This is a genomic window from Corynebacterium sp. MSK032 (assembly GCF_030232065.1).
Taxonomy (GTDB): domain Bacteria; phylum Actinomycetota; class Actinomycetes; order Mycobacteriales; family Mycobacteriaceae; genus Corynebacterium; species Corynebacterium jeikeium_D.
Window position 1 is genome coordinate 189,241 of record NZ_JASPJR010000002.1, and the last position, 23,438, is coordinate 212,678.

General features: G+C 57.2%; 17 protein-coding genes and 1 pseudogene. 15 read left to right on the top strand and 3 right to left on the bottom strand.

Going from position 1 to position 23,438, the window contains the following annotated elements; all coding sequences use genetic code 11:
* The first annotated feature begins 16 nt into the window (after positions 1–16).
* The 7 genes from QP995_RS02015 (at position 17) to QP995_RS02045 (ending at position 10,738) form a co-directional block, all read left to right on the top strand.
* Entirely contained in the window at positions 17–1,555 is a 1,539-nt protein-coding gene (locus QP995_RS02015; protein ID WP_080969608.1) for a leucyl aminopeptidase, read from the top strand.
* 173 nt (positions 1,556–1,728) lie between these two features.
* Complete coding sequence (sucB, locus tag QP995_RS02020; protein WP_150961050.1) at positions 1,729–3,759, top strand: 2-oxoglutarate dehydrogenase, E2 component, dihydrolipoamide succinyltransferase; 2,031 nt, start codon at positions 1,729–1,731, stop codon at positions 3,757–3,759.
* A gap of 569 nt (positions 3,760–4,328) precedes the next feature.
* Positions 4,329–5,954, top strand: a complete 1,626-nt coding sequence (locus QP995_RS02025; protein WP_049170217.1) for an inorganic phosphate transporter — start codon at positions 4,329–4,331, stop codon at positions 5,952–5,954.
* Between the two features lie 152 nt (positions 5,955–6,106).
* Complete coding sequence (lipB, locus tag QP995_RS02030; protein WP_049170215.1) at positions 6,107–6,910, top strand: lipoyl(octanoyl) transferase LipB; 804 nt, start codon at positions 6,107–6,109, stop codon at positions 6,908–6,910.
* A gap of 9 nt (positions 6,911–6,919) precedes the next feature.
* A complete protein-coding gene (lipA, locus tag QP995_RS02035) occupies positions 6,920–7,978 on the top strand; it encodes a lipoyl synthase (protein WP_016423044.1) in 1,059 nt (352 codons plus the stop codon).
* Between the two features lie 93 nt (positions 7,979–8,071).
* Positions 8,072–8,851 (top strand): DUF4191 domain-containing protein, encoded by a 780-nt coding sequence (locus QP995_RS02040; protein WP_005511046.1) that lies wholly within the window; start codon positions 8,072–8,074, stop codon positions 8,849–8,851.
* Positions 8,852–9,118: 267 nt separating this feature from the next.
* Entirely contained in the window at positions 9,119–10,738 is a 1,620-nt protein-coding gene (locus QP995_RS02045) for an aspartate:alanine exchanger family transporter (RefSeq protein WP_172954657.1), read from the top strand.
* A 2-nt stretch (positions 10,739–10,740) separates the two neighbouring features.
* On the opposite strand, the gene QP995_RS02050 is transcribed toward QP995_RS02045, so the two are convergent.
* Positions 10,741–11,259, bottom strand: a complete 519-nt coding sequence (locus tag QP995_RS02050) for an RDD family protein (protein ID WP_016423046.1) — start codon at positions 11,257–11,259, stop codon at positions 10,741–10,743.
* A 404-nt stretch (positions 11,260–11,663) separates the two neighbouring features.
* On the opposite strand from QP995_RS02050, the gene glnA (QP995_RS02055) reads away from it, so the two are divergent.
* From glnA (QP995_RS02055) to QP995_RS02080, 6 genes are all read left to right on the top strand, one after another.
* Entirely contained in the window at positions 11,664–13,100 is a 1,437-nt protein-coding gene (glnA, locus tag QP995_RS02055) for a type I glutamate--ammonia ligase (RefSeq protein WP_048732575.1), read from the top strand.
* Positions 13,101–14,062: 962 nt separating this feature from the next.
* Positions 14,063–15,235: an ornithine cyclodeaminase family protein gene (locus tag QP995_RS02060; protein ID WP_049170206.1), complete on the top strand. Its 1,173-nt coding sequence runs from the start codon at positions 14,063–14,065 to the stop codon at positions 15,233–15,235.
* A gap of 72 nt (positions 15,236–15,307) precedes the next feature.
* Complete coding sequence (gene glnA / locus QP995_RS02065; protein WP_049170204.1) at positions 15,308–16,765, top strand: type I glutamate--ammonia ligase; 1,458 nt, start codon at positions 15,308–15,310, stop codon at positions 16,763–16,765.
* 162 nt (positions 16,766–16,927) lie between these two features.
* A complete protein-coding gene (locus QP995_RS02070) occupies positions 16,928–17,122 on the top strand; it encodes a PspC domain-containing protein (RefSeq protein WP_048732581.1) in 195 nt (64 codons plus the stop codon).
* 52 nt (positions 17,123–17,174) lie between these two features.
* A complete protein-coding gene (locus tag QP995_RS02075) occupies positions 17,175–17,465 on the top strand; it encodes a PspC domain-containing protein (RefSeq protein WP_070866641.1) in 291 nt (96 codons plus the stop codon).
* 309 nt (positions 17,466–17,774) lie between these two features.
* Positions 17,775–18,434 (top strand): hypothetical protein, encoded by a 660-nt coding sequence (locus QP995_RS02080; RefSeq protein ID WP_070827458.1) that lies wholly within the window; start codon positions 17,775–17,777, stop codon positions 18,432–18,434.
* A gap of 82 nt (positions 18,435–18,516) precedes the next feature.
* Here the strand turns inward: QP995_RS02080 and QP995_RS02085 are convergent, their stop codons facing one another.
* Together QP995_RS02085 and QP995_RS02090 are read right to left on the bottom strand one after the other, a co-directional pair.
* Positions 18,517–19,134 carry a DNA-3-methyladenine glycosylase I gene (locus QP995_RS02085; protein WP_049189582.1) on the bottom strand — a complete coding sequence of 206 codons (618 nt, stop codon included), beginning with the start codon at positions 19,132–19,134 and terminating at the stop codon, positions 18,517–18,519.
* 52 nt (positions 19,135–19,186) lie between these two features.
* Complete coding sequence (locus QP995_RS02090) at positions 19,187–20,104, bottom strand: 2-dehydropantoate 2-reductase (RefSeq protein ID WP_048732590.1); 918 nt, start codon at positions 20,102–20,104, stop codon at positions 19,187–19,189.
* A 261-nt stretch (positions 20,105–20,365) separates the two neighbouring features.
* On the opposite strand from QP995_RS02090, the gene QP995_RS02095 reads away from it, so the two are divergent.
* Together QP995_RS02095 and QP995_RS02100 are read left to right on the top strand one after the other, a co-directional pair.
* On the top strand, positions 20,366–22,486 hold the full coding sequence (locus tag QP995_RS02095) for a glucose PTS transporter subunit IIA (protein ID WP_049189584.1): 2,121 nt from the start codon (positions 20,366–20,368) through the stop codon (positions 22,484–22,486).
* Positions 22,487–22,551: 65 nt separating this feature from the next.
* Positions 22,552–23,367, top strand: a pseudogene (locus tag QP995_RS02100) (PRD domain-containing protein); the annotation flags it as partial.
* Positions 23,368–23,438: the final 71 nt, after the last annotated feature.

Sequence of the window (23,438 nt, forward strand, 5' to 3'; positions counted from 1 at the left end):
AAGGAGATGCAACTACATGTCAGTCCCCGCTAACAATGATTCGGCACAGCTCGGCGCTTCTCGCAACGCCGCTGTTTTGTCCAATTACCTGCCGGCTATCGGCACTCGCGTGGTCATCGCTGCCGACAACTCTCTGCCCGCGGACGCCGACGCGGTTCTCGTCGCGCTTATCGACGGCGAGGATGGTCTCGAGCTGGTCGCACCCGAGGCCATCGGTTCGGTTGCAGAGCAGCTGCTCGCCTCCTTTGAGGCAGTCTCCGCCAGCGCTAAGGCCGAGTCCGTGACCACCATCCCGGCTCCTGCTGGCTTGGATGTCGACAGTGTCACGGGCGTTGGCGTGGGTTCTGAGGACCTGGATGCCGAGGACATCCGCCGTGCCTGCGGCGCCGCTGCGCGCCGTATGACCAAGGCCAAGGTGGTCTTTAACACTCTCGGCGCCATCGATCCGCAGGCTGCAGCCGAGGGCTTTGCGCTGGGCGCTTACGCTTACTCCGGTCAGAAGAGCGACGAAGAAAGCAACGAGGCCACCCAGAAGGTGGTTGTGTTGGGCGCTGATGACGACGTCGTAAAGCGCGCTTCGGCAATTGTAGATGCCGTTGCCACCGCGCGTGACTTCGTCAATACAGCATCGTCGCACCTCTACCCCGAGACGTTTGCTGACGCTGCTGCAGCGCTGGGCCGTGACGCGGGGCTCGAGGTCGAGGTGCTTGACGACGACGCTCTGCGCGCCGGCGGTTTCGGAGGCCTCAATGCCGTGGGTGGTGGATCCTCGCGCGGGCCGCGCCTGGTGCGCCTGATCTGGAAGGGCGATGAGTCGGCAGAGAATTCGCTGGGCCTGGTCGGTAAGGGCATCACCTTTGATACTGGCGGTATTTCGCTGAAGCCGGGCGCCAGCATGGAGAACATGATCTCCGATATGGGCGGCGCTGCGGCTGTTATTGCCACAGTCGTCCTGGCTGCTCGCCTAGGTGTATCCACCCCGGTGACCGCAACTGTTCCAATGGCGGAGAACATGCCGGGTGGTAAGGCGTACCGTCCGGGCGACGTCATTACGCAGTACGGCGGTAAGACCATTGAGATTCTGAATACCGACGCTGAGGGCCGCCTCGTACTCGCAGACGCCATTGTCCGCGCCTGCGAAGACAAGCCGACTCACCTGATTGACACCGCTACCCTGACCGGTGCGCAGCTGGTCGCTCTTGGCGAGCGCACCCCGGGCGTCCTGGGTAACGACGAGTTCCGTGACCGTGTTGCAGAGCTGTCTCAGAGCATTGGTGAAAATGGTTGGGCAATGCCGATTCCAGTTGAGCTAGCAGAGGCCCTGAAGTCGCCGGTGGCTGACCTGCGGAATGTCACGAACTCTCGCTTTGGTGGCATGAGCGTTGCAGCTGCATACCTGCGCGAATTCGTTGGCGAGGATGTTGAATGGGTTCACATCGACGTTGCCGGTCCGGCCTTCAACACCACCGGGGAGTATGGTTATACCCCGAAGCGGGGCACTGGTGTTCCGGTTCGGACGATGTTCTCTGTGATTGAGGATTTGGCAACGAAGTAGCCGGTCATCCGACTGCGCCCCGCCCGGCTGGAATCCTGGCTGGAATGAGCTATTCCACGCACCAGTCGAAAGCGGGCGCAGCCCACGGGGCAAGCAGAGTTTTCAACCTGTAAGCTAATTTGTAATAACCGTCTTAAAACGAGATTTCTTAACTTTTCGAGGAGTGCACAAACATGGCGACCTCTATTGAGATGCCGGAGCTCGGTGAATCAGTTACCGAAGGCACCATTACCACCTGGCTGAAGAAGGTCGGCGACACCGTCGAGGTCGACGAACCGTTGCTCGAGGTTTCCACCGACAAGGTCGACACCGAAATTCCATCTCCGGTCGCCGGTGTTCTCACCGAGATTCTCTTTGAAGAAGACGACACCGTCGATGTTGGCGAGGTCATCGCAAAGGTCGGCGAGCCGGGCGAAGAGCCGGAAGGCGCTGACGATTCCGCTGAGGAGACCGAGGAAGAGGCTCCGAAGGAAGACGCTGAAGAGCCAAAGAAGGAAGCACCGAAGGCTGCCTCCGGTTCCGCTACTGACGTTGAGATGCCGGAGCTCGGCGAGTCCGTCACCGAAGGAACCATCACCACCTGGCTGAAGAAGGTCGGCGACACCGTCGAGGTCGACGAGCCGTTGCTCGAGGTTTCCACCGACAAGGTCGACACCGAAATTCCTTCCCCGGTCGCAGGTACCCTGCTCGAGGTCCTCTACGATGAAGACGACACCGTTGACGTCGGCGAGGTCATCGCTCGCGTTGGCGATGCAGACACTGCTCCGGCCGCCAAGGAAGAGGCCGAGGAGGCATCTGCCGCAGTCGAGAAGGACGAGGAGCCAGTAAAGGCTAACGAGGAGACTGAGGAAGACTCCACCGACGTTGACGCTGGCGACGCAACTGACGTTGAGATGCCGGAGCTCGGCGAATCCGTCACCGAAGGCACCATCACCACCTGGCTGAAGAAGGTCGGCGACACCGTCGAGGTCGACGAGCCACTGCTCGAGGTTTCCACCGACAAGGTCGACACCGAAATTCCTTCCCCAGTCGCAGGCACCCTGCTCGAGGTCCTCTACGACGAAGACGACACCGTTGACGTCGGCGAGGTCATCGCTCGCGTTGGCAGTGGCCAGCCAAAGAAGGCTGCACCGAAGAAGGAAGCTCCAAAGGCTGAATCCAAGCCGGAGCCAAAGAAGGAAGCTCCAAAGGCAGAGTCCAAGCCGGAGCCAAAGAAGGAAGAGCCGAAGAAGGAGACTCCGAAGGCTGAGGCTCCGAAGGCTGAATCCAAGCCTTCCGCTAACAAGGACGTTCCTTACGTCACCCCGCTGGTCCGCAAGCTGGCTGACAAGCACGGCGTTGACCTGACTAAGGTCGAGGGCTCTGGAATCGGCGGCCGCATTCGTAAGCAGGATGTTCTGCGCGCTGCCGAGGGCGGCCAGGAGACTACTGCTGAGTCCGGCTCCAACTGGTCCACCAAGGGCGTTCGCCCTGAGCTCGCTGAGCTGCGCGGCACCACCCAGCGTGTCAACCGCATCCGCGAGATCACCGCTGCCAAGACCCTCGAGTCTCTGCAGACTTCCGCACAGCTGACCCAGGTCCACGAGGCCGATATGACTGCCATCTGGGATTTGCGCGCTACTAAGAAGGCTGAGTTCGAGAAGAAGCACGGCGCAAAGCTGACCTTCCTGCCATTCTTTGCAAAGGCAATCGTTGAGGCTCTGGTCAGCCACCCGAACGTCAACGCTTCCTGGAACGAAGAGACCAAGGAGATTACCTACCACGAGCAGGTCAACCTGGGTATCGCTGTCGATACCGAGCGTGGTTTGCTCTCCCCGGTCATCCACAACGCTCAGGATATGTCCCTGCCGGAGCTGGCTGCTGCTATTGCGGACATCGCAGACCGCGCTCGCAACAACAAGCTGACCCCGAACGACCTGTCCGGCGGCACCTTCACCATTACCAACATCGGCTCCGAGGGCGCTCTGACCGACACTCCGATTCTGGTTCCGCCGCAGGCCGCAATGGTCGGCACCGGCGCGATTAAGAAGCGCGCAGTAGTCGTCACCGAGAATGAGGCAGATGCCATTGGTATTCGCGCCATGGTCTTCCTGCCAATTACCTACGATCACCGCCTGATCGACGGCGCTGATGCAGGTCGCTTCATGACGACCGTTGTTGACCGCCTCGAGGTTGCTAACTTCGAATCGGATCTGCAGCTCTAAGCAGCTTGCTCCCCTCCTGGGGTAGTAGCGCCGCGGGAATCTAGCTGGCTTGCTAGCAGGAGGTTCTGCCTCTTCCCTGCCCGCGTTAGTCGCACTTTGCGGCTGACGCGGGTATTTCTTTTGCCGCATTCGTCCCGCAGTTGAACCTAATCAGCGATTCCTTCAAATGCGCAGGCCCCCTATTCTTGGCTAGTGCTCAGATTTCACGTAGCCACACATAGCTAGCAAAGGCTCCATCGGCACAAAGAATTAACGTGCTGTTATTGCGCCGTTAAGCCATTAGCAGACAGCGGGAGGGTCGAACCGAAAGCAAAGCTGCAAGTAGCAAATGCGCATACTTTTTGTCCTGCCGAAATGCGAGAACACCACACACCCCCGCACACAGTTCCGGCTATCGCTTTCAGCTACACCGACGAGAGCTGAAGATAGCGATAATTAAATTCATTATTTGTTAACCTCGCCGTCACCTAGTTAGCAATTAGCCTTTACCAATCTAAGAAATCATTAGACAGCAGGCTTCTTTGGCGTGCCTATTTTTGCTCTCTGTACGTAACTTAGAAAGGTGGAGCATGTCCTCGGCTCCAGCGAATACTAGTTCGTCGACCGGGACCACATCATCTGAGCAATCGAGCTCCTCAGATAAGTGGTGGCACCTCTTCTTCGGCGGGCTTCTCGCAATCAACATCGTAATTTTTGTCTTCTGGGCTTATGACTTTGTGGGCCCGCAGGCAAATACGGCAATCCTTCTGATTACCATCGCGTTCGCCGTCTTCATGGCGTTCAACATCGGCGGTAACGACGTTGCTAACTCCTTCGGTACTTCAGTCGGTGCCGGCACCCTGAGCATGAAGCAGGCGCTTGTTGTCGCTTCAGTCTTTGAGGTTTCGGGCGCCGTCCTCGCTGGTGGCGAGGTTACTGACACCGTCCGTTCCGGCATTGTGGACCTGAACGCAATCCACGGTTTGGACCCGATGGAGTTCGCCTTCATCATGATGTCCGCGCTTCTCGGCGCGGCAGTGTGGCTCCTCGTTGCCACCCGCATGGGTTGGCCAGTCTCCACTACCCACTCCATCGTCGGCGGTATCGTCGGTGCCGCACTGACGGTCGGTTTCATCACCGGCAAGGGTGGCTGGAGCATGGTCCAGTGGGATCAGATTGGTCAGATCGCCGTTTCCTGGGTCCTCTCTCCGCTCCTCGGCGGTTTGGTTGCGTTCCTTCTGTTCAGCGGTATTAAGAACTCGATTCTCGTCTACAACGACAAGGCTTCCAAGCAGCTGCAGGCCATCCACCAGGAAAAGGCGGACCTCAAGGCGCAGCACCGCGACGACTTCGAAAAGCTCCCTGAGCACGATCAGATCTCGTACACCAACGCGATGCTTCGCGACGCTACGACGATGCGTGACAATGACTGGACCCCGGATGACCTGGAGTCTGAGTACTTCCGCAAGCTCGTCCACATCGAATCCAAGGTTGATGATGTCCGCGCTCACCGTGCGCTGGAAGCTTGGGTTCCGGGTCTAGCAGCCCTGGGCTCTATTGTCATCTCCGCGATGATGCTGTTCAAGGGTCTGAAGAACCTTCACCTAGGGCTTTCCAGCCTGGACAACTTCCTGATTATGGGCATGATCGCCACCGCAGTGTGGCTTGCCGTTTACATCTTCGCGCGTACTTTGAAGCGTCAGGATTTGGATCGTTCCACCTTCCTGCTGTTCAGCTGGATGCAGGTCTTCACCGCTGCTGCGTTCGCTTTCTCCCACGGCTCGAACGACATCGCTAACGCGCTTGGCCCGTTCGTGGCAATTCTGGATGTTCTCCGTACCAACGAGATCTCTTCCGAGTCCGGCGTCCCGCTGGCAGTCATGACCACCATGGGTGTCGCTCTCATCTCCGGTCTGTGGTTTATCGGCCGCTTCGTTATCAAGACCGTCGGATCCGGCCTGACTGAGATCCACCCAGCATCGGGTTTTGCCGCAGAGCTTTCCGCTGCTGTGGTCGTTATGATTGCTTCCCTGCTGGGTCTGCCGGTTTCCTCCACCCACATTCTGATTGGTGCCGTTCTCGGTGTCGGTATCGTTAACCGTGCCGCTAACTGGAACCTGATGAAGCCGATTGGTTTGGCCTGGGTTATTACCCTTCCGGCCGCTGCAGGTATCTCGGCAATCACCGTTTCCATCCTCCGCGTCGTCTTCGGCTAAGCCCACAAAAGCACGCCACTTTTACCCCGGCGGTCACTTTCTAGTGACCACCGGGGTATTTTTACGTCTGGCGCTATCCAAGTAAGTTTGGCGCTATCCAAGTAACAAGTAATCTGAGGCCTACAGAATTTCGGCGTATCCTATAGGCCACCATGACTGCCCCAAGAAAACCTTTTACTCGCGCAGATAAATCCATTCGGGAATCAAGCTCCGACATCGAGATTCAACATCTCGGCCTTGTCGACTACGAAGAGACCTGGCACCTACAGGCAGACCTTGCTGCCAAGCGTGCGAAAGACCTAATTCCAGATCAGGTTCTCGTGCTTGAGCACCCGAGTCTTTACACAGCAGGAAAGCGCACCCAGCCGGAGGACCGTCCTACCAATGGGTTGCCGGTCGTCGATGTCGACCGCGGTGGCCGCATCACCTGGCACGGCCCGGGCCAGCTTGTGATGTATCCCATCATCAAGCTCGCTCAGCCGGTCGATGTGGTGGACTACGTCCGCAGACTGGAAGAAGCCCTCATTCAAACCGTTCGCCGAGCCGGCATCGCGGCTGCTGGCCGCATCGATGGCCGCTCGGGGGTATGGGTTCCCGCATCAAACGGACTGAGCGACCGAAAGATTGCGGCACTGGGAATCCGCGTGACCCATGGTGTAACCATGCACGGACTCAGTCTGAACTGCGACAACTCTATGGAGTTCTACAACTACATCATCCCGTGTGGCATCTCCGATGCTGGAGTGACCACCCTATCCCGGGAGCTTGACCGAAATGTTAGCGTGTCAGAGATGACAGAGCCGCTTCTGGCAGATTTGCAAGATGCTTTGGAAGGCCGTTTGACCGTTGCCGACCATTCCTTCGGCTCCGCGCCCGACCCCACGAAGGACCTGCCACACCGGGTGAAGCACAACTCCACCACCGGCATATTCGAGTACTCATCAACAAAAGAGTAGGATGAAACTGTGACTGTTAAGCCAGAAGGACGTAAGTTACTGCGCGTCGAGGCACGAAATGCCGAGACCCCTATCGAGAACAAGCCCCGGTGGATTCGCAACCAGGTTCGTCCGGGCCCCAGCTACAAGGACATGAAAAACCGTGTCTCGGGTGCCTCTTTGCACACGGTCTGTCAGGAGGCTGGCTGCCCGAACATTCACGAATGTTGGGAAGACCGCGAGGCCACCTTCCTCATCGGCGGCGATAAGTGCACCCGCCGCTGCGACTTCTGCCAGATTAACTCAGCCAAGCCCGACCCATTGGATAAGGATGAGCCGCGTCGTGTTGCGGAATCCGTCCGCGAGATGGGTCTTCGTTACGCCACTATCACCGGTGTCGCCCGCGACGATCTGCCCGACGGTGCATCCTGGCTCTACGCTGAGACCTGCCGCCAGATCCACGAACTCAACCCGAATACCGGAGTCGAGCTCCTTGTCGATGACTTCCGTGGCGACGAATCTGCAGCACAGCAGGTATTCGACGCCAAGCCCGAGGTTTTCGCCCACAACTTGGAAACGGTGCCGCGCATCTTCAAGCGCATCCGCCCCGCATTCCGCTACGAGCGTTCCTTGGAACTCATCACTCGCGCTCGCGAAGCTGGGCTAGTTACCAAGTCCAACCTCATCCTGGGCATGGGCGAATCCTACGACGAGATCATCTCCGCTATGCAGGATTTGCACGATGCCGGCTGCGATATTCTGACGATCACTCAGTACCTCCGCCCCACTCCACTGCACCATCCAATTGAACGTTGGGTTAAGCCGGAGGAGTTCGTCAAACTCTCCAAGACCGCTGAAGAGATGGGCTTTGCCGGCGTCATGTCCGGCCCGCTGGTCCGCTCTTCCTACCGCGCTGGCCGACTCTACGCCCGTGCACTGGCGCACCGCGGTCAGGAACTGCCTGCGCATCTGTCCGCGCTTGCCGACGACAACGACAACAACCTCGCGCTTCAGGAAGCCTCGACTCTGCTCGACCGCTATGGCGCATCGGAGGATACGCCAGTCACTTCGACTATTCCGGCTTCCTAGAGGCCGACGGCCGCAGCGCCGTCGTAAAGCGAAACGGCGCTACGGCGCGGTCTATTGCCTAAAACTACATCGCATGCCCTAAAGTTGGTGATTATGGCGACCAATGATGCGAAAGAAATGAAGAAGGCGAACCGCGCCGCCAAGCGCGCTCAGCGTAAGCAGACTCGTAGCCAGATGTGGCAGGCGTTTAAGCTGCAGCGCTCGCGGGACAACAAGCTCGTGCCTTACATGGCGCTGGGCTTCTTCGGTCCAATTATCCTGCTGTTACTGCTTGGTCTGCTCATTGGTGGAGTCTGGCCCTGGGTTCTGACGATTATTGGTATCTCGATCGGCTTTATGGTCGCGATGTACATCTTCTCTAAGCGTCTTGAGGCGTCCTTCTACACAGAGGCGGAAGGCCAGGCCGGCGCTGCGGCGTGGACGCTGGACAATATGCGTCAGGGCGTTGGCTATGTCTGGCACGTCAAGACCGGTGTTGTCGCTAATCAGCACATGGATGCTGTTCACCGTGTTATTGGTAACGCCGGTGTTGTGCTGGTCGGTGAAGGTGATCCGAACCGCGTCAAGCAGATGATTGCTCGTGAGAAGAAGTCGCTGGCACGCATTGCGGGCGAAGCGCCGATTTACGACATGATTGCTGGTAGCGACGAGGGCCAGGTCCCGCCGAAGAAGCTGCAGCGCGAACTCATGCGTTTGCCGCGCAACCTGAATAAGGATCAGGCCAACGCTCTGAATGAGCGCATCCAGTCGATGGACCGTATTCGCGATGCGCGCGCGAACATGCCCAAGGGTCCAATGCCGAAGGGCGCTAACCCACAGGCCGGCATGAACCGTCGTGCGCGCCGTGCCGCCAATCGCGGCAAGAAGCACTAGAGGTTTTAGCTAGGTTTCACCAGGGTCGGTTGCTCGGGCAACCCGCCGAGGGGCAACCTAGGTTGAAGCAGAAAAAAGGGGCTTTCGGGCCCCCTTTTTTTGTGCTTTAAAGCTTTAAAACGATGCCTAAAGCCATGTCTTCACACACAGTTATTGATGTCTTGTTGAAGTGATTGCTCTCACTTATCACGCTGTCAGCAAAGGTCGTATCCTTGCTGGAAACAATGCTTAATGAAGATTACTGCTAGTTGTGCCACCATGGGATATGTGCAACTCTTGGCTGAAAATGAACTCTTAGCGCTTCTAGTGATTTTGTTTCTTGGCCTGGCAATTGGCCAGATCAAGATCTTCGGCTTCAAGCTTGGCGTGGCTGCCGTCCTCTTCGTCGGCCTTATCCTCGCGACTATTGAGCCGGAAATTCAAATCTCCCCGTTGATTTACATCGTGGGCCTGGCATTATTCGTCTACACCATCGGGTTGGAGGCGGGCCCCGAGTTCTTCAGCTCGTTACGCTCGCGCGGTATCAAGCACAACCTGTTCGGCATTGGTGTGCTCGCAGTTGTCACTATCGAGTCTTTCTTGCTGATCAAGTTTTTGCCTATCGACCCGGTGGAGGGCGCAGGCGCCTTCACAGGCGCCCTGACCAACACCCCGGCTATGGCCGCAATCGTCGATGCTCTTCCTAGCCTCATTTCGGATAAGGGCGAGCTGGCCGCTGCCCACGATATGCCGGTGATTGGTTACTCCCTGGCCTACCCAATCGGCGTGCTGGCAGTGATTGCCTCTATCGGTATTATGTCGAAGGTCTTCCGCGTCGATCACGACCAGGAAGCTATTGACGCAGGTGTCGCCGCGCTTCCGCTACATACTCGGGACATCAAGATTCTCAAGGACGACCTGCCTTCCATCACTGACCTTCCGTCGAAGTTCGGTTTGGACATTACGGTTTCGCGCATTGAGTACAAGGGCCACCTCTACATTCCGTCTCCGGGTGACACTGTCTCCGTCGGCGATATTATTTCCGTCGTCGGTACAGAGGAAGAAATTGCTCGTGCCGCCGAGTACATTGGCGAGCTTATGCCGGGTGATCCGACACACGACGGTCGCCTGGACTTCCGTCGCATCTTCGTCTCTGCATCTGACGTGGTCGGTGTACCCATTGCGGAACTTCAGACTCGCATGGACGGCATAATCATTACGCGTATTCGCCGCGGCGACCACGACATCGTCGCAGAGCCAAACATGCGCCTAGAGCTTGGTGATCGCGTCCGCGTAGTTGCACCGCCAGAGAAAATCAAGGACGCAACAAAGTTCTTCGGCGACTCCTACAAGAAGCTTTCCGACGTCAACCTCTTGCCCCTCACCCTTGGGCTTACGCTGGGTGTCTTGGTGGGTCTCATCAAGATTCCGCTTCCGGGCGGCAGCTCGCTCGCCCTGGGATCCGCTGGTGGTCCACTGGTTGTGGCGCTGATTCTGGGTGCTGTCGGTCGCACTGGCCCGTTGGTCTGGCCTATCCCCTACTCGGCCAACCTGGCGTTCCGCACCATGGGTCTAGCACTGTTCCTGGCAGGTATCGGCACCACTGCCGGTAAGGGATTCCAGGCTGCGTTGTCTGACCCGGCATCACTGACAGTTCTGGGTCTTGCCGCCATCATCGCGTTTAGCTCCGCACTGTTGACCCTCATTGTCGGTCACCGTGTGCTGAAGATTCCATTCGGCCAAACTGCGGGTATCCTCTCGGGCTTGCAGACTCACCCGGCAGTGCTCTCATACGTCAACGACCAGGCCAAGAACGAGTTGCCGGCAATGGGATACACAACGGTGTATCCAATGGCCATGATCATGAAGATTATTCTCGCCCAGGTCCTGGTCGTGTTGGTGCTATAGCGCTAACCCAAAATGACGGCCGTGCCAGTGGCACGGTCGTGCATGCCGCGCATATCCGAGTCGGTGATTGCTGGCGGCAGCAAGAAAAGAGTAAGCAAGCTGCGGAAGAAGGCACGAACAAAGCCAACTCGCTCGCCGGGCTTGTCCACGCGAGCGACACCCATCTTCATCATCCACTGGCCCGGAGTGCGGGCGAACAGCCAAACCGACACCGTGCCAATAATGAGGAAGACAACTGGCGAATAGGTCGCAAGGAATGACTGCCAGGCGATAAACGAATCCCCGAACTGGTCAATCTGCGCCTCGCTCGGGCCGAAGAACATCGAAAAAGCGCCGGCAATCATCAAGGAAATAATCCAGTCAATGAGAATGCCGCCGACGCGACGCATCAACGTCGCTTGCGATCCTGGGCCATCGGGGGCAAGACCCAATGCCTGGCCGGGATAGTCCGAGAGCTTGTCCGGATTATCGAACTCTCCCGGAATCTGAGGGCCATCTAGCCAACTGTGCTTTTCTTCCATGGGTTCATAGTCTAATGCAGCAATCCGGCTATCAAATCACGGGCTGGGACAGCCATTCAGCGCGTGCGGGGGTAATCCGGGGGCGATGTTGCGTCGCCTTTTCCATTTTCTTATCAGCACGGGAGCTAAAGGCGCGTCGTAAAGCGTGTGTGACATGAATGCGCAGGGTATTGCCTTGTTTCCACAAATAGATAACCTGCTCCCTATTTGCGTAACCTGTTCCGTATTGGCGAATTTCTCACGCACCATGCCAGAAATTCGTGGTTCTAATTCCAGAATGAATGCGTGGTTCGTTAAGCTTGAAGGCGTCAACCGGCCAGTCCTTGACAGCGCGGCAGGTGCACGAAACATCGTGCAAGAATTCCCTACTGCGTACTAAACAAGGCCAACTAAGGAGACCGCACATGTCCTTCAAAACTCCCGAGGAAGTAGTCGCGTATATCAAGGAAGAGGGCGTCGAGTTCGTAGACGTCCGCTTCACGGATGTTCCCGGCATCGAGCAACACTTCACCATCCCGGCATCCGCATTTGACGAGGACGCGATGGCCGAAGGCCTGGCATTCGACGGTTCCTCGATTCGTGGTTTCACTTCCATCGACGAGTCCGACATGGCACTGCTACCCGACCTGAGCACTGCGCGCATTGACCCGTTCCGCAAGGCAAAGACCCTGAACGTCAAGTTCTTCGTCCACGATCCGTTTACCCTCGAGCCGTTCTCCCGCGACCCGCGTAACGTCGCGAAGAAGGCGGAGGAATACCTCATCTCTACCGGCATCGCCGACACCTGCTTCTTCGGCGCTGAGGCGGAGTTTTACATCTTCGACAACGTCAAGTTCGAGACCGACACCAACCGCGGCTTCTACGAAGTTGATTCCATCGAAGGCTGGTGGAACCGCGGCAAGGACCAGAACCCGGACGGCTCTGCAAACCTGGGTTACAAGACCCGTCTTAAGGGCGGCTACTTCCCTACCGCTCCGTACGACCACTACCAGGACCTGCGCGACAAGATGTGCCTGAAGCTCGCTGACGCCGGCTTCGACCTGGAGCGCGCCCACCACGAGGTCGGCACTGGTGGCCAGCAGGAGATCAACTACAAGTTCAACACGATGTTGCACGCTGCAGACGACCTGCAGACCTTCAAGTACATCATCAAGAACACCGCCTGGGAAGAGGGCAAGTCCGTCACCTTTATGCCGAAGCCGCTGGCTGGCGACAACGGCTCGGGCATGCACGCTCACCAGTCGCTATGGAAGGACGGCAAGCCGCTGTTCCACGATGAGGCCGGTTACGCAGGACTGTCGGACATCGCTCGCTGGTACATCGGCGGCATCCTGCACCACGCAGGTGCGGTACTGGCCTTCACCAACCCGACCCTGAACTCCTACCACCGCCTGGTCAAGGGCTTCGAGGCTCCGATTAACCTGGTCTACTCACAGCGCAATCGCTCCGCCGCTGTTCGCATTCCGATCACCGGCTCCAACCCGAAGGCAAAGCGCATCGAGTTCCGCGCCCCGGACCCGTCGGGCAACCCGTACCTTGGCTTCGCTGCCATGATGATGGCCGGACTGGACGGCGTGAAGAACCGCATCGAACCGCACGCTCCGGTCGACAAGGATCTCTACGAGCTCCCGCCGGAGGAAGCCGCCGACATCCCGCAGGCTCCGACCTCTCTCGAGGCCGCACTCGAGGCCCTGCGCAACGACCACGAGTTCCTGCTCGAGGGCGATGTCTTCACCGAGGACCTCATCCAGACCTACATCGACTACAAGTACGAAAACGAGATCGAACCGGTTCGCCTGCGCCCGACTCCGCAGGAATACGAAATGTACTACGACTGCTAGAGTTTTCGCTTCACGACGGCCACAGCAAGCACCCCCCCCCATTGCTCCTCATGGCCGCCCAACGAGCTTGTTAGATGCCGCCTGACCACAGTTAATGTGGTCAGGCGGTTTTTCATTGCGGTCATGCTGGCTGCGGGCGCCTGGGCCCGCATACGCGCGCGTATGTGAGCACGAATTTGTGCGCGGTTCCGGGCCACTCCCCTGAACAGGGTCATACACCACCACAAAAGGGCCGCGACTCCTGCACGAGTAGAGTTGCACACTCTCCGCCCCAGTCTTATCGATGCAATATTCACTTGTCGATGCGCTATAGCGTGGCCATAAGTGAACAGCGCATCGACAAGTGACAGGGTGGGGAGGATACCGTGCGCATAAGTGCCGGACAGCCGTCGATAAGTGATGAAAAATCGTCGATGAGTGAAGGAAAATCATCGATAAGTGCCAGAAAAGTGGCCATAAGTGCGAGGGTGGCGCTAGGGACAACACGAGGGACGGATGCGAGGGACACCGCAAGGGGGCGGCCACCAGGGGGGGGGATGGACATGCTGCGAAGGTAGGATGCCAGGCAATCACGCCCGTTGAACCAGAAATGTGTCGCAGCTTAATGACATGTGACAAAGTTCATAAACACTGATGCGTGGGAGGATAATTCACTCATCTGTAATCGTTCTCAAAAAGTATCAATTGTGCATGTCGAAGTAGTTATTACGGGCAACTTATTGACGGAAGTTGGGCTCTGTCGCTGTGACCGTCGTAAAGCGGGAATGTCGTGCTGAAAACTGCGTAAACGCCCCTACGCTGTGGTTTTTCCGTATGGTGGTACGCCATACCCCTCGGAAATGGCGACTCGAGAGCCCACGCCGAGGCGATTTGATTGATTCTGGAGAGCATGCATCTGGAATAACTTAAGCCCAGCCGCCGCATAGGGTGGCCGATGAACATTAAGAAGGATTTGAGCATTCTTGACTAACGAAAACGCTGCCAACCCAGAAAACTCAACTCGCATTGATTTTCTCTACCTCAGCGAACCTGACATGGTTGAAGCTGGTGTCACGGATTTCGCCAAGTGTGTTGAGACCATGGAAGAAACCCTGATTCTGCTGGCCGACGGCGACTACCGGATGGCCGGCGCTTCCGCTAACTCCCACGGTGCCCAGATCAACTTCCCGGATAACCCAATCCATGAGGGTATGCCGGCAAATGGCCCTGACCGTCGTTTCATGGCAATGCCCGCTTACCTCGGTGGTCGCTTCAACGGCGCAGGTGTGAAGTGGTACGGCTCCAATGCCGATAACCGCCAGAACGACCTGCCACGTTCGATCCACCTGTTCATTCTCAACGATGCAATTACGGGTGCGCCGAAGGCTGTCATGTCGGCAAACCTCCTTTCGGCATACCGCACTGGCGCTGTCCCGGGTGTCGGCGTCAAGCACCTGGCCGTCGAAGATGCCGAGGTCGTTGGCATCATTGGCCCGGGTGTTATGAGCCGCACCATTCTCGGCTCTGCTATGTCACAGCGTCCGAGCATCAAGAAGGTTAAGGTCAAGGGCCGCTCCCAGGCTTCGACTCAGAAGGCTGTCGATTGGATTAAGAACGAGTTCCCACAGCTTGAAGAGGTCCGTATCGTCGAGACCGAAGAAGAGGCCATCCGCGACTCCGACATCCTCATCGCCGGCACCTCGACTTCCTCCGATGGCCCGTCCGGTTTCCCGTACTTCAAGAAGGAGTACCTGAAGCCCGGCGCGCTGCTGCTCATGCCGGCCGCTGCACGCCTCGACGACGACTTCGTGCGTTCCGACGACTGCAACCTCGTCGTTGACTACACCGGCCTGTACGAAGAGTGGTTCAACGAGAACGGCCCAGACGTGACCTATGAGCGCTTGCTCGGTATTCCGGGTAACCGCTGGTGGGATATGAAGGAAGAGGGCACTCTTCCCGCCGAGAAGCTTGTCAACATCGGCGATATCGCTTCCGGTAAGGCCCCGGGTCGCCAGAACGACGAGGAAATCTTCTGCTACTCCATCGGAGGCATGCCAGTCGAGGACGTCGCCTGGGCCACCGATGTCTACGACAACGCCCTGGCAAAGGGCATCGGCACCAAGCTGAACCTGTGGGATGTTCCGCTGCTGAAGTAGTAGTGACCAGCAAGTTCGATAACACGATTAGTAAGCTCAACAAGCTAGACGCGAAGTAGGCGAGTTTTACCAATGGGTAAGTTCAAACCCAGCAGTGACCAGACAACTCCGGAAGGAATCCAACGATACATCCGGGACAATGACATTCGCTGGGTAGACGTCCAGTTCACCGACGTTCCCGGCATCGAACAGCACCTAACCGTTCCGGTATCCGAGTTTGATGAGGACTCAGCCTATGAGGGCCTCGCCTTCGACGGATCGTCCATTGCGGGTTACACCTCGGTGGATAACTCCGACATGATGCTGCTGCCCGACCTGGACACGGCTTTCATCGACCCGTTCCGTAAGTCGAAGACGCTGAACATGAAGTTCTTCGTCCATGACCCGCACACCCGCGAGCCGTTTAGTCGCGACCCGCGCAATATTGCCCGTAAGGCCGAGAACTACCTGAACGAACTGGGCTTCGCCGATACCTGTAATTTTGGCGCTGAGGCAGAGTTCTACATCTTCGACTCCGTCCGCTACGACTCCAGTTCAAACAAGTCATTCCACGAGGTGGATTCGGTTGAGGGCTGGTGGAACTCCGGGGTGAAGGTAAACCCGGACGGATCGCGCAACCTCGGCCACAAGGTGCGTACCAAGGGCGGCTACTTCCCTACTGCTCCGTATGACCACATGCAGGATCTTCGTGACGAAATCGGCGAGCACCTGCAGGATGTTGGCTTCCATGTTGAGCGCTCCCACCACGAGATGGGTTCGGGCGGTCAGCAGGAGATTAACTATCGTTTCAATACTCTGCTGCACGCCGCCGATGACATGCAGACTTTCAAGTACGTGGTGAAGAACACCGCCAAGTTCAACCAGAAGTCCGCTACCTTCATGCCGAAGCCGTTGGCCGGCGATGGCGGCTCTGGTATGCACATCCACCAGTCACTGTGGAAGGATGGCAAGCCACTATTCCACGATGAGAACGGCTACGGTGGCCTGTCCGACATGGCGCGCTACTACATTGGCGGCATCCTGAAGCACGCCGGTGCAGTCCTGGCTTTCACCAACCCGACGATGAACAGCTACCACCGCCTGGTTCCGGGATTCGAGGCTCCCGTCAACTTGGTCTACAGCCAGGAGAACCGCTCGGCCGCCATCCGAATCCCGATTACCGGCGCAAACCCGAAGGCCAAGCGCATCGAGTTCCGCGCTCCGGACCCGTCGGGCAACCCGTACTTGGCTTTCACCGCCGCAATGATGGCTGGTCTCGACGGCATCAAGAACCGTATCGAGCCTGGCAAGCCGATTGACAAGGATCTCTACGAGCTGCCACCAGAGGAACTCAAGGACGTCCCTACCGTCCCGCATTCGCTGGAGGGTGCGCTGAAGGCGCTGGAGGAGGACCACGAGTTCCTGCTCGCCGGCGATGTCTTCACACAGGATCTCATCGACGCGCATATCCGCTACAAGTTCGATCAGGAGATTATGCCGGCACGTCTGCGCCCGACGACGCAGGAGTTCGAGCTCTACTACGACTGCTAGCATTCGCCCCGTAAAGCTCGCTTAACGACGCCCACACCGCTACCCCACCTAACCGTATTGGGGTAGCGGTGTTTTTAGCTGGGACACGCTGTTTTTAGTCGGCACATTTAGTAGAGCCAGCACCACTGCGAACTAAACGGATTGGGGCTACCCTTGATTGTTATGAACAACAAGTCACTGACCCGTTCCACCAATAACAAAATGGTTGCCGGTGTGCTCGGTGGGTTCGCTGAGTATTTCAACTGGGATGCGACTTTGCTGCGCGTTATATTTGTCGCGTCTTTCCTGATGCCTGGTCCGCAGTTTCTTCTCTATCTCGCAGCATGGATCATCATGCCGAAGGAAACTTACGTATAAGCGCGGTCGACCGAAAAATACCTAAATAGCCATACCTTGGAGTATTTATCTAATGAGCGACGCCGCTCCCGAAAAACCCACCAAGAAAATTTACCGCTCGCGTAATGACCGCCTCCTCGGTGGCGTCCTCGCAGGAATCGCGGAAAGCCAAGGCTGGGATATCACTTTCACACGAATGGTCTACATCATCCTTCCCTGCGTTGGATCGATGATTGGCTGGAAGATTGGCGCTGGATTCCTAGCTCTTTACCTCTTAGCCTGGTTCGTCCTGCCAGATGGCGAGTACACGCTTGACGACGATGCCCGCGGCTCCAACCACGCAGAGAAAGAAAATAAGCAATAAACGTCAAGCTTAATAAGATTGATACCTTTCCGTTACTCGCAACGCCCTCACCAGCACTATTCCAATTTCGCAATCACGCAAATTCGGTAACAAATAGAGCATAGAGTGCACAGACTCGCGCCATTTGACTTGCACAGGCCCCAGAATTACCTAGTGTTCTTTCTGTACGGCTTTGAAGCCACACCATCTTCGAATGTCCGATATTCAAAAGAATTGTCAATTTCTCTTTGAATTTAATTCGGACAAATAGTGGAAGATGCCAATAATTGAATAGGTAACTTAGTTAGCTCTCAAGAAAGTGGTTTTGAAATGCAGAACAAGAAGATGACCCGTATCGCTACCGCAATCGTTGGCTCCGCCGCCCTACTCGGCGGCCTGGCTGCATGTTCTTCCGATGATGCACAGGATGCTGCTAACAACGCCAAGGATCAGGCTGGCCAGGTAGCAACCGACGCCACTGATAAGGCTGGCGACGCTATGGACGGCGCTAAGGACAAGGCCGGCGGCGCAGCTGATGGCGCTAAGGACAAGGCTGGCGAGGCTGCTGATGGCGCTAAGGACAAGGCCGGCGAGGCTATGAACGGTCTGGGTCTGGGCGACGCTGCTGGCGAGGATGTGGCAGAGGCTGACCTGCCTGAGTCCATCACCGAGGCAGCTTCTTCCTTCACCTCCCCGTACGATGCTGAGGCTGGCGAGTTCAAGTCCGCTAAGAAGGTCGGCGACGCAGTTGCCGCTGAATACGAGAACGTCACCTTCGTTGAGTCCCCGGAGACCAACGGTGCACAGCCGCTGATCGGTAAGATTCGCGAGACCTGGGTTGCCAACGGTGCACTGGAAAACGAGATTGGTCTGCCGACCGCACCGGAGTCGGAGATTGAAAACGGCTGGGAGCAGCCGTTCACTAAGGACACCATGAAGTGGACCTCTGAGGACGGCCAGAACTACTCCGACTCCTACGAGAACAAGTAGTTCTACACGAACCGAAAGATTTTGAGCGTGCCGGGTGGCACGCTCTTTTCTTTCCCCCTAGCTAGTTAAATCCCCCTTTCCCCTAGCCAAAAACGCCAGAGGCACCGCGCCGATGTGCGCCAACAATGTTGATATCGACAATCCCCACGGCAGCCATTGATGCAAAGACCGTGGTGGGGCCTACGAACTTAAAACCAGCTTTCTTCAATGCCTTGGCAAGCGCCTTGGACTCCTCGGAGTAGCTGGGCACCTCTTCGATTGAACGTGGCTCGGGAGACTTCTCCGGTTTAAACGACCACATCAACTCGGCTAAGCCGCCGTTTTCACGCAGAGCAATCGTCGCCGCGGCGTTATTGATTACCGCGGTAATCTTCCTGTGATTCCGAATGATTCGTTCATCATTCATCAATCTTTCGACATCTTCGTCATCGAAATCAGCAACCGCATCGGGGTCGAAGTTCGCGAAGGCTTCCTGAAACGCGGGCCGCTTCTTCAGCACTGTCTCCCACGACAACCCCGCCTGAAATACCTCCAGGCTGAGCCGTTCGAATAGTCCTTGCTCATCGCGCACCGGCATCCCCCACTCGGTGTCGTAGTACTCTCTCAGCAGCTCACTGTGAGCAGCCCATGCCGGTCGAGCCAATCCATCCTCACCGATGATGAGCCCATTGTTTTCCGTGTAGTCCGATCCAATTTTCATCAGTCTTTCCAATCCCCCAATTCCGGTTTGACTTAGCTGAGCACCGCAGCTCTTAATTCTTATGCTTGTGTTGACGCCCAACCAGAGCGCCATACACCAGATCCAGCGTCGGCGTTTCCACTTTCGCCTTCTGCCCCATCCGGCGGATTGCGCCAATCTGGGCATCGAGCTCATTGGTAAGACCCGCGGTGTAGTCGCGCTGCATCGACGAGGTGTTGTCGTACCCTTGATCATCAGTAAAGGCCAAGGTCCGCGACACGATGTCCTCTGGCAGCGCAACGCCGCAGGCTCGACCGACTGCCTCGGTTTCTTCAAACATCCGCGTCAAGCTGTCGCGCATTTCCGAACGCAAGTAACCAATCGGACTATCAGCCAGGGCACCTAGGGCACCGAGGTTAGCCACGAACATCGCTTTTGCCCAGATATCGACCCAGATATCCGGGAGCTGTTCGCCACCGAGCCCAGCCATGTGCAATGCCTCGATAACTGCCCCGACCAGGTCATTAGTGGAGTCATCGAATGTGCCGATGTTCAGGCTCATCGGTCCTGGTCGGAAGGTGACTTCTGCCGGGCCAGTGTGGATAAAGAAACCGCGGATAACACCCGGGAACACCTTGTCCTCACCGAACCGCCCCGCTGCCAAATAAGGGATTTCCACCGAGTTATGGGTGGTCACCACTGCTGCACCAGCCGGAACTTGCGGGAAAGGATCGTTGCCCGGCAGCGCCTTGGTCGCCGCAATCACAACATCGACGTCGACGCCATCGGCAGTGAGTTCACCCCAATTGTCGGCTGCTTTGACGGGGATAATGCTGCGTTCCCCGTGCTCGTCGATAAGCGTGAGCCCCACCTCACGAAGACGTGTCAGGGTCTCGCCGCGGGCGAGAAAGACGACATCATAACCCGCTTGCACGAGGCGACCGCCAAACCAGCCGCCGACAGCTCCTACACCTAAAACTCCAATCCTCATAGCTGCCACCTTACGACTTCCGCACTGAGCGCGAAATAGGTTGCATGCGGTTGTCCACAGGCAATCCAGGCTATCCCCAAATGTGAAATTTGAGCTTGAATTACTACCTTGTCAAAACTATGTAAAGCGGAGTAGGGTCGAAGTTAATAGATATCAACCCAGGGTTGTTACTCTTTTGAGGCAAGACCTGAGGCCCACAGTTTGTGGCGCCTCGGGTCTTTTTGCGTTTAACGGCCCTGCTTACTGTGAAGGAAGGTCACGATGGGGTCGTCAAAAGATTCCAGCGCGAGGGCAATAGTTGAAAACCTCGGTGGACCCGGAAACATCACAAGCATGACGCACTGTGCGACGCGTCTGCGTTTTGAACTCGGTGATGTCTCCAAGATCAACGAGGACAAGATTGACAAGGTGCCGGGCGTACTCGGTGTCGTTCACCAGGGCGATAACCGCTACCAGGTCATCTGTGGCGGTGGCGTCGAATCGATGTACACGGCCATTAAGCACCTACCGGAAATGAAGGGTGCCGGCGCAGTCGCCACTAAGTCCGACGCAGACGTTAAGGCAGAAGCTCGCTCGAAGGCACGCGGCAAGTACTCCTGGCTGGACAATTTCTTCGAGTACCTCTCGGATTCCTTCCGCCCAATCCTGGGCGTGCTGTTGGGTGCATCGCTGATTATCGCGATTGCGGCTGTACTCGACGGCCTGAACATCGTCGACTTCCGCGCTGAGGATAAGTCCGCCACCTGGATTTTCGTCGATGCCATGTGGCGCAGCGTCTTCTACTTCCTGCCAATCATGGTCGCCTACAACGCAGCGAAGAAGCTGCGGGTAGATCCATGGCTGGGCGCAGCCATCATGGCTGCCCTAATGACGCCGGAGTTTATGAGTCTGCAGGATACCGATCGCTTCTCGGACACCATCAAGACAGTCAACGAGGAACTCGGTACCGAAACTTTCACCGCCAACATCTTCGGCCTGCCAATGCAGCTCAATGACTACGGCGGACAGGTCTTTGTACCGCTGATCATGGTCGCCATCCTGGCAGTGGTCTACCACGGTTTGAAGAAGATCTTCCCGGAGAATGTGCAGATGGTCTTCGTGCCGTTTATCTCCATGTTGATTATGATTCCGCTGACCGCTTTCCTCATCGGCCCACTGGGAATCTGGCTGGGTAACGGCATCGGCTCCGGCCTGGCATGGATGAACTCGAACGCACCGTTTGTGTTCGCAATTCTCATCCCGATGCTCTACCCGTTCCTGGTGCCACTGGGTCTGCACTGGCCACTGAATGCGCTGATGCTGGTCAATATCCAGACTCTCGGCTACGACTTCATCCAAGGCCCGATGGGTGCCTGGAACTTCGCCTGCTTCGGAGCAACTGCCGGTGTGCTGGTTCTTTCCATGCGCGACCACGACACTCAGATGCGCCAAACTGCAACGGGTGCACTCGCTGCCGGTCTCTTCGGTGGTATCTCCGAGCCGTCCCTCTACGGTATTCACCTGCGCTTCAAGCGGATTTACCCGCGCATGCTGCTCGGCTGTTTCGCCGGCGGTCTGACTATCGCCATCCTGTCGGCTCCGTTCGGTGGTGTGACAACCAACGCCTTCGTCTTCACCTCCCTCATCACCACTGTCGTGTTCAAACCGATGTGGGTCTACCTGATTTCCGTCGCCGTGGCATTCTTCGTCGCCATGTTCGCCATCATTCTCACCGACTACCGCACGCCGGAAGAGAAGGCTGAGGCCGAGGCCGCACGCGCCGCAGAGCTTGACGACGAACCCAGCGACGCCACCCCACACGCTGCCACCAGTGGCTCCGATTCGGCTCCAGCTGAGGCTTCCGGTGACGCTGGTACCAACGCCGAGGCTGCCGCACCGGCTGCTGCGGCAGCTGGCGCCGGTGGTGTCGCAACTGCCGTTGATACCAAGCCTGTACAGGTGCAGGCCCCGGTTGCCGGTGAGGTTGTCAGCCTTGCTGAGGCCGGCGACGCGGTCTTTGCCTCCGGTGCTCTCGGTGACGGTGTCGGTATCAAGCCAACCAGTTCTACCGTGGTCGCACCCGTATCGGGCACGTTGATGACTGTGGCAAAGACCGGTCACGCCTTCGGTATTAAGACCGATGACGGTGTAGAGGTACTCGTCCACGTCGGTATCGACACGGTCAAGATGGCCGGTGAAGGCTTCGATGTCCAGGTTTCCAAGAAGCAGCACGTCGAGGCCGGCGATGTTCTTGCCGAGGTCGATTTCGACAAGGTCAAGGAAGCTGGCTACCCAACCACGACACTGATGACCATCACCAATACCAAGAAGCTGACCAAGGTTTCCCCGGTCACCGGCATCTCCGTCCAAGCCGGCGACACGGTCATCGAAGTTCAGCCATAATTGATTTCTAGAAGGCATACCGGCCTGAAATCCCTCAACTTATGGAGGAGTTCACGGTTACCGACATGGAAATCCTGAGAGTATTCAATAACAACGTGGTTCTGGCCAAGGACGCGACCGGCGAGAAAATCATCACCGGCCGCGGCATTGGCTTCAAGGCCCGCCCGGGGCAGCCGGTTGATTCGAGCAAAGTTGTTCGCATCTTTGTCCCAGCGGAAGGCCGTGATCCGGACCATATTGCCACGATGCTCACAGAAATTCCGCTGGCTCACATGACTCTTGTGACCGATGCGGTAACCGCAGCCGGCCTGCCGGAATCAATGACGAAGAACGCTTCCCTCCTTGTGGCGTTAGCCGATCACATTGGTTTCGCCATCATGAGGGCAGCTAACGGGCAGCGAGCAGATTACCCGCTGCTCGCGGAAGTCAGCCAACTTTATAGTGAAGAATACGCGCAGGCGCAGGCGATTTTGTCGCATATCAATCGCGCTCTCAATGACCGTCGTATAGCACCATTGCCCCGTTCCGAAGCAGTGGCTATTACGTTGCACCTGGTCAACGCCGGGTTTGCCACGGGTGATTTGAGCTTCACCTACACCATGACGGGCGTCCTGCAGCAGCTGCTCACAATCATTGAAAGTGATTTTGGCATCACGCTGGAGCCAGAGACTGTCAATGTGGGGCGCTTCATCACACACCTGCGCTACCTGTTCGTCCGGATTGCCAAGCATGAGCAGTTGAAAGATCACTCCTCCGCTATTGGCCAGGCCATCCGTGACTCCGCCCCAGAGGCGTTTCGCTGCGCACAGCGTATCTCCGCAGTCATTGAACTGCGTCTGGGGTCGGGGTTGACGGAAGACGAAGTTTCCTACCTCACCCTGCACATTGCACGCATTGTGCAGGCAGCGGCTGTATCTCCCACCGCCTCCAGGGTTTCCCGGAGCGTGCGCGA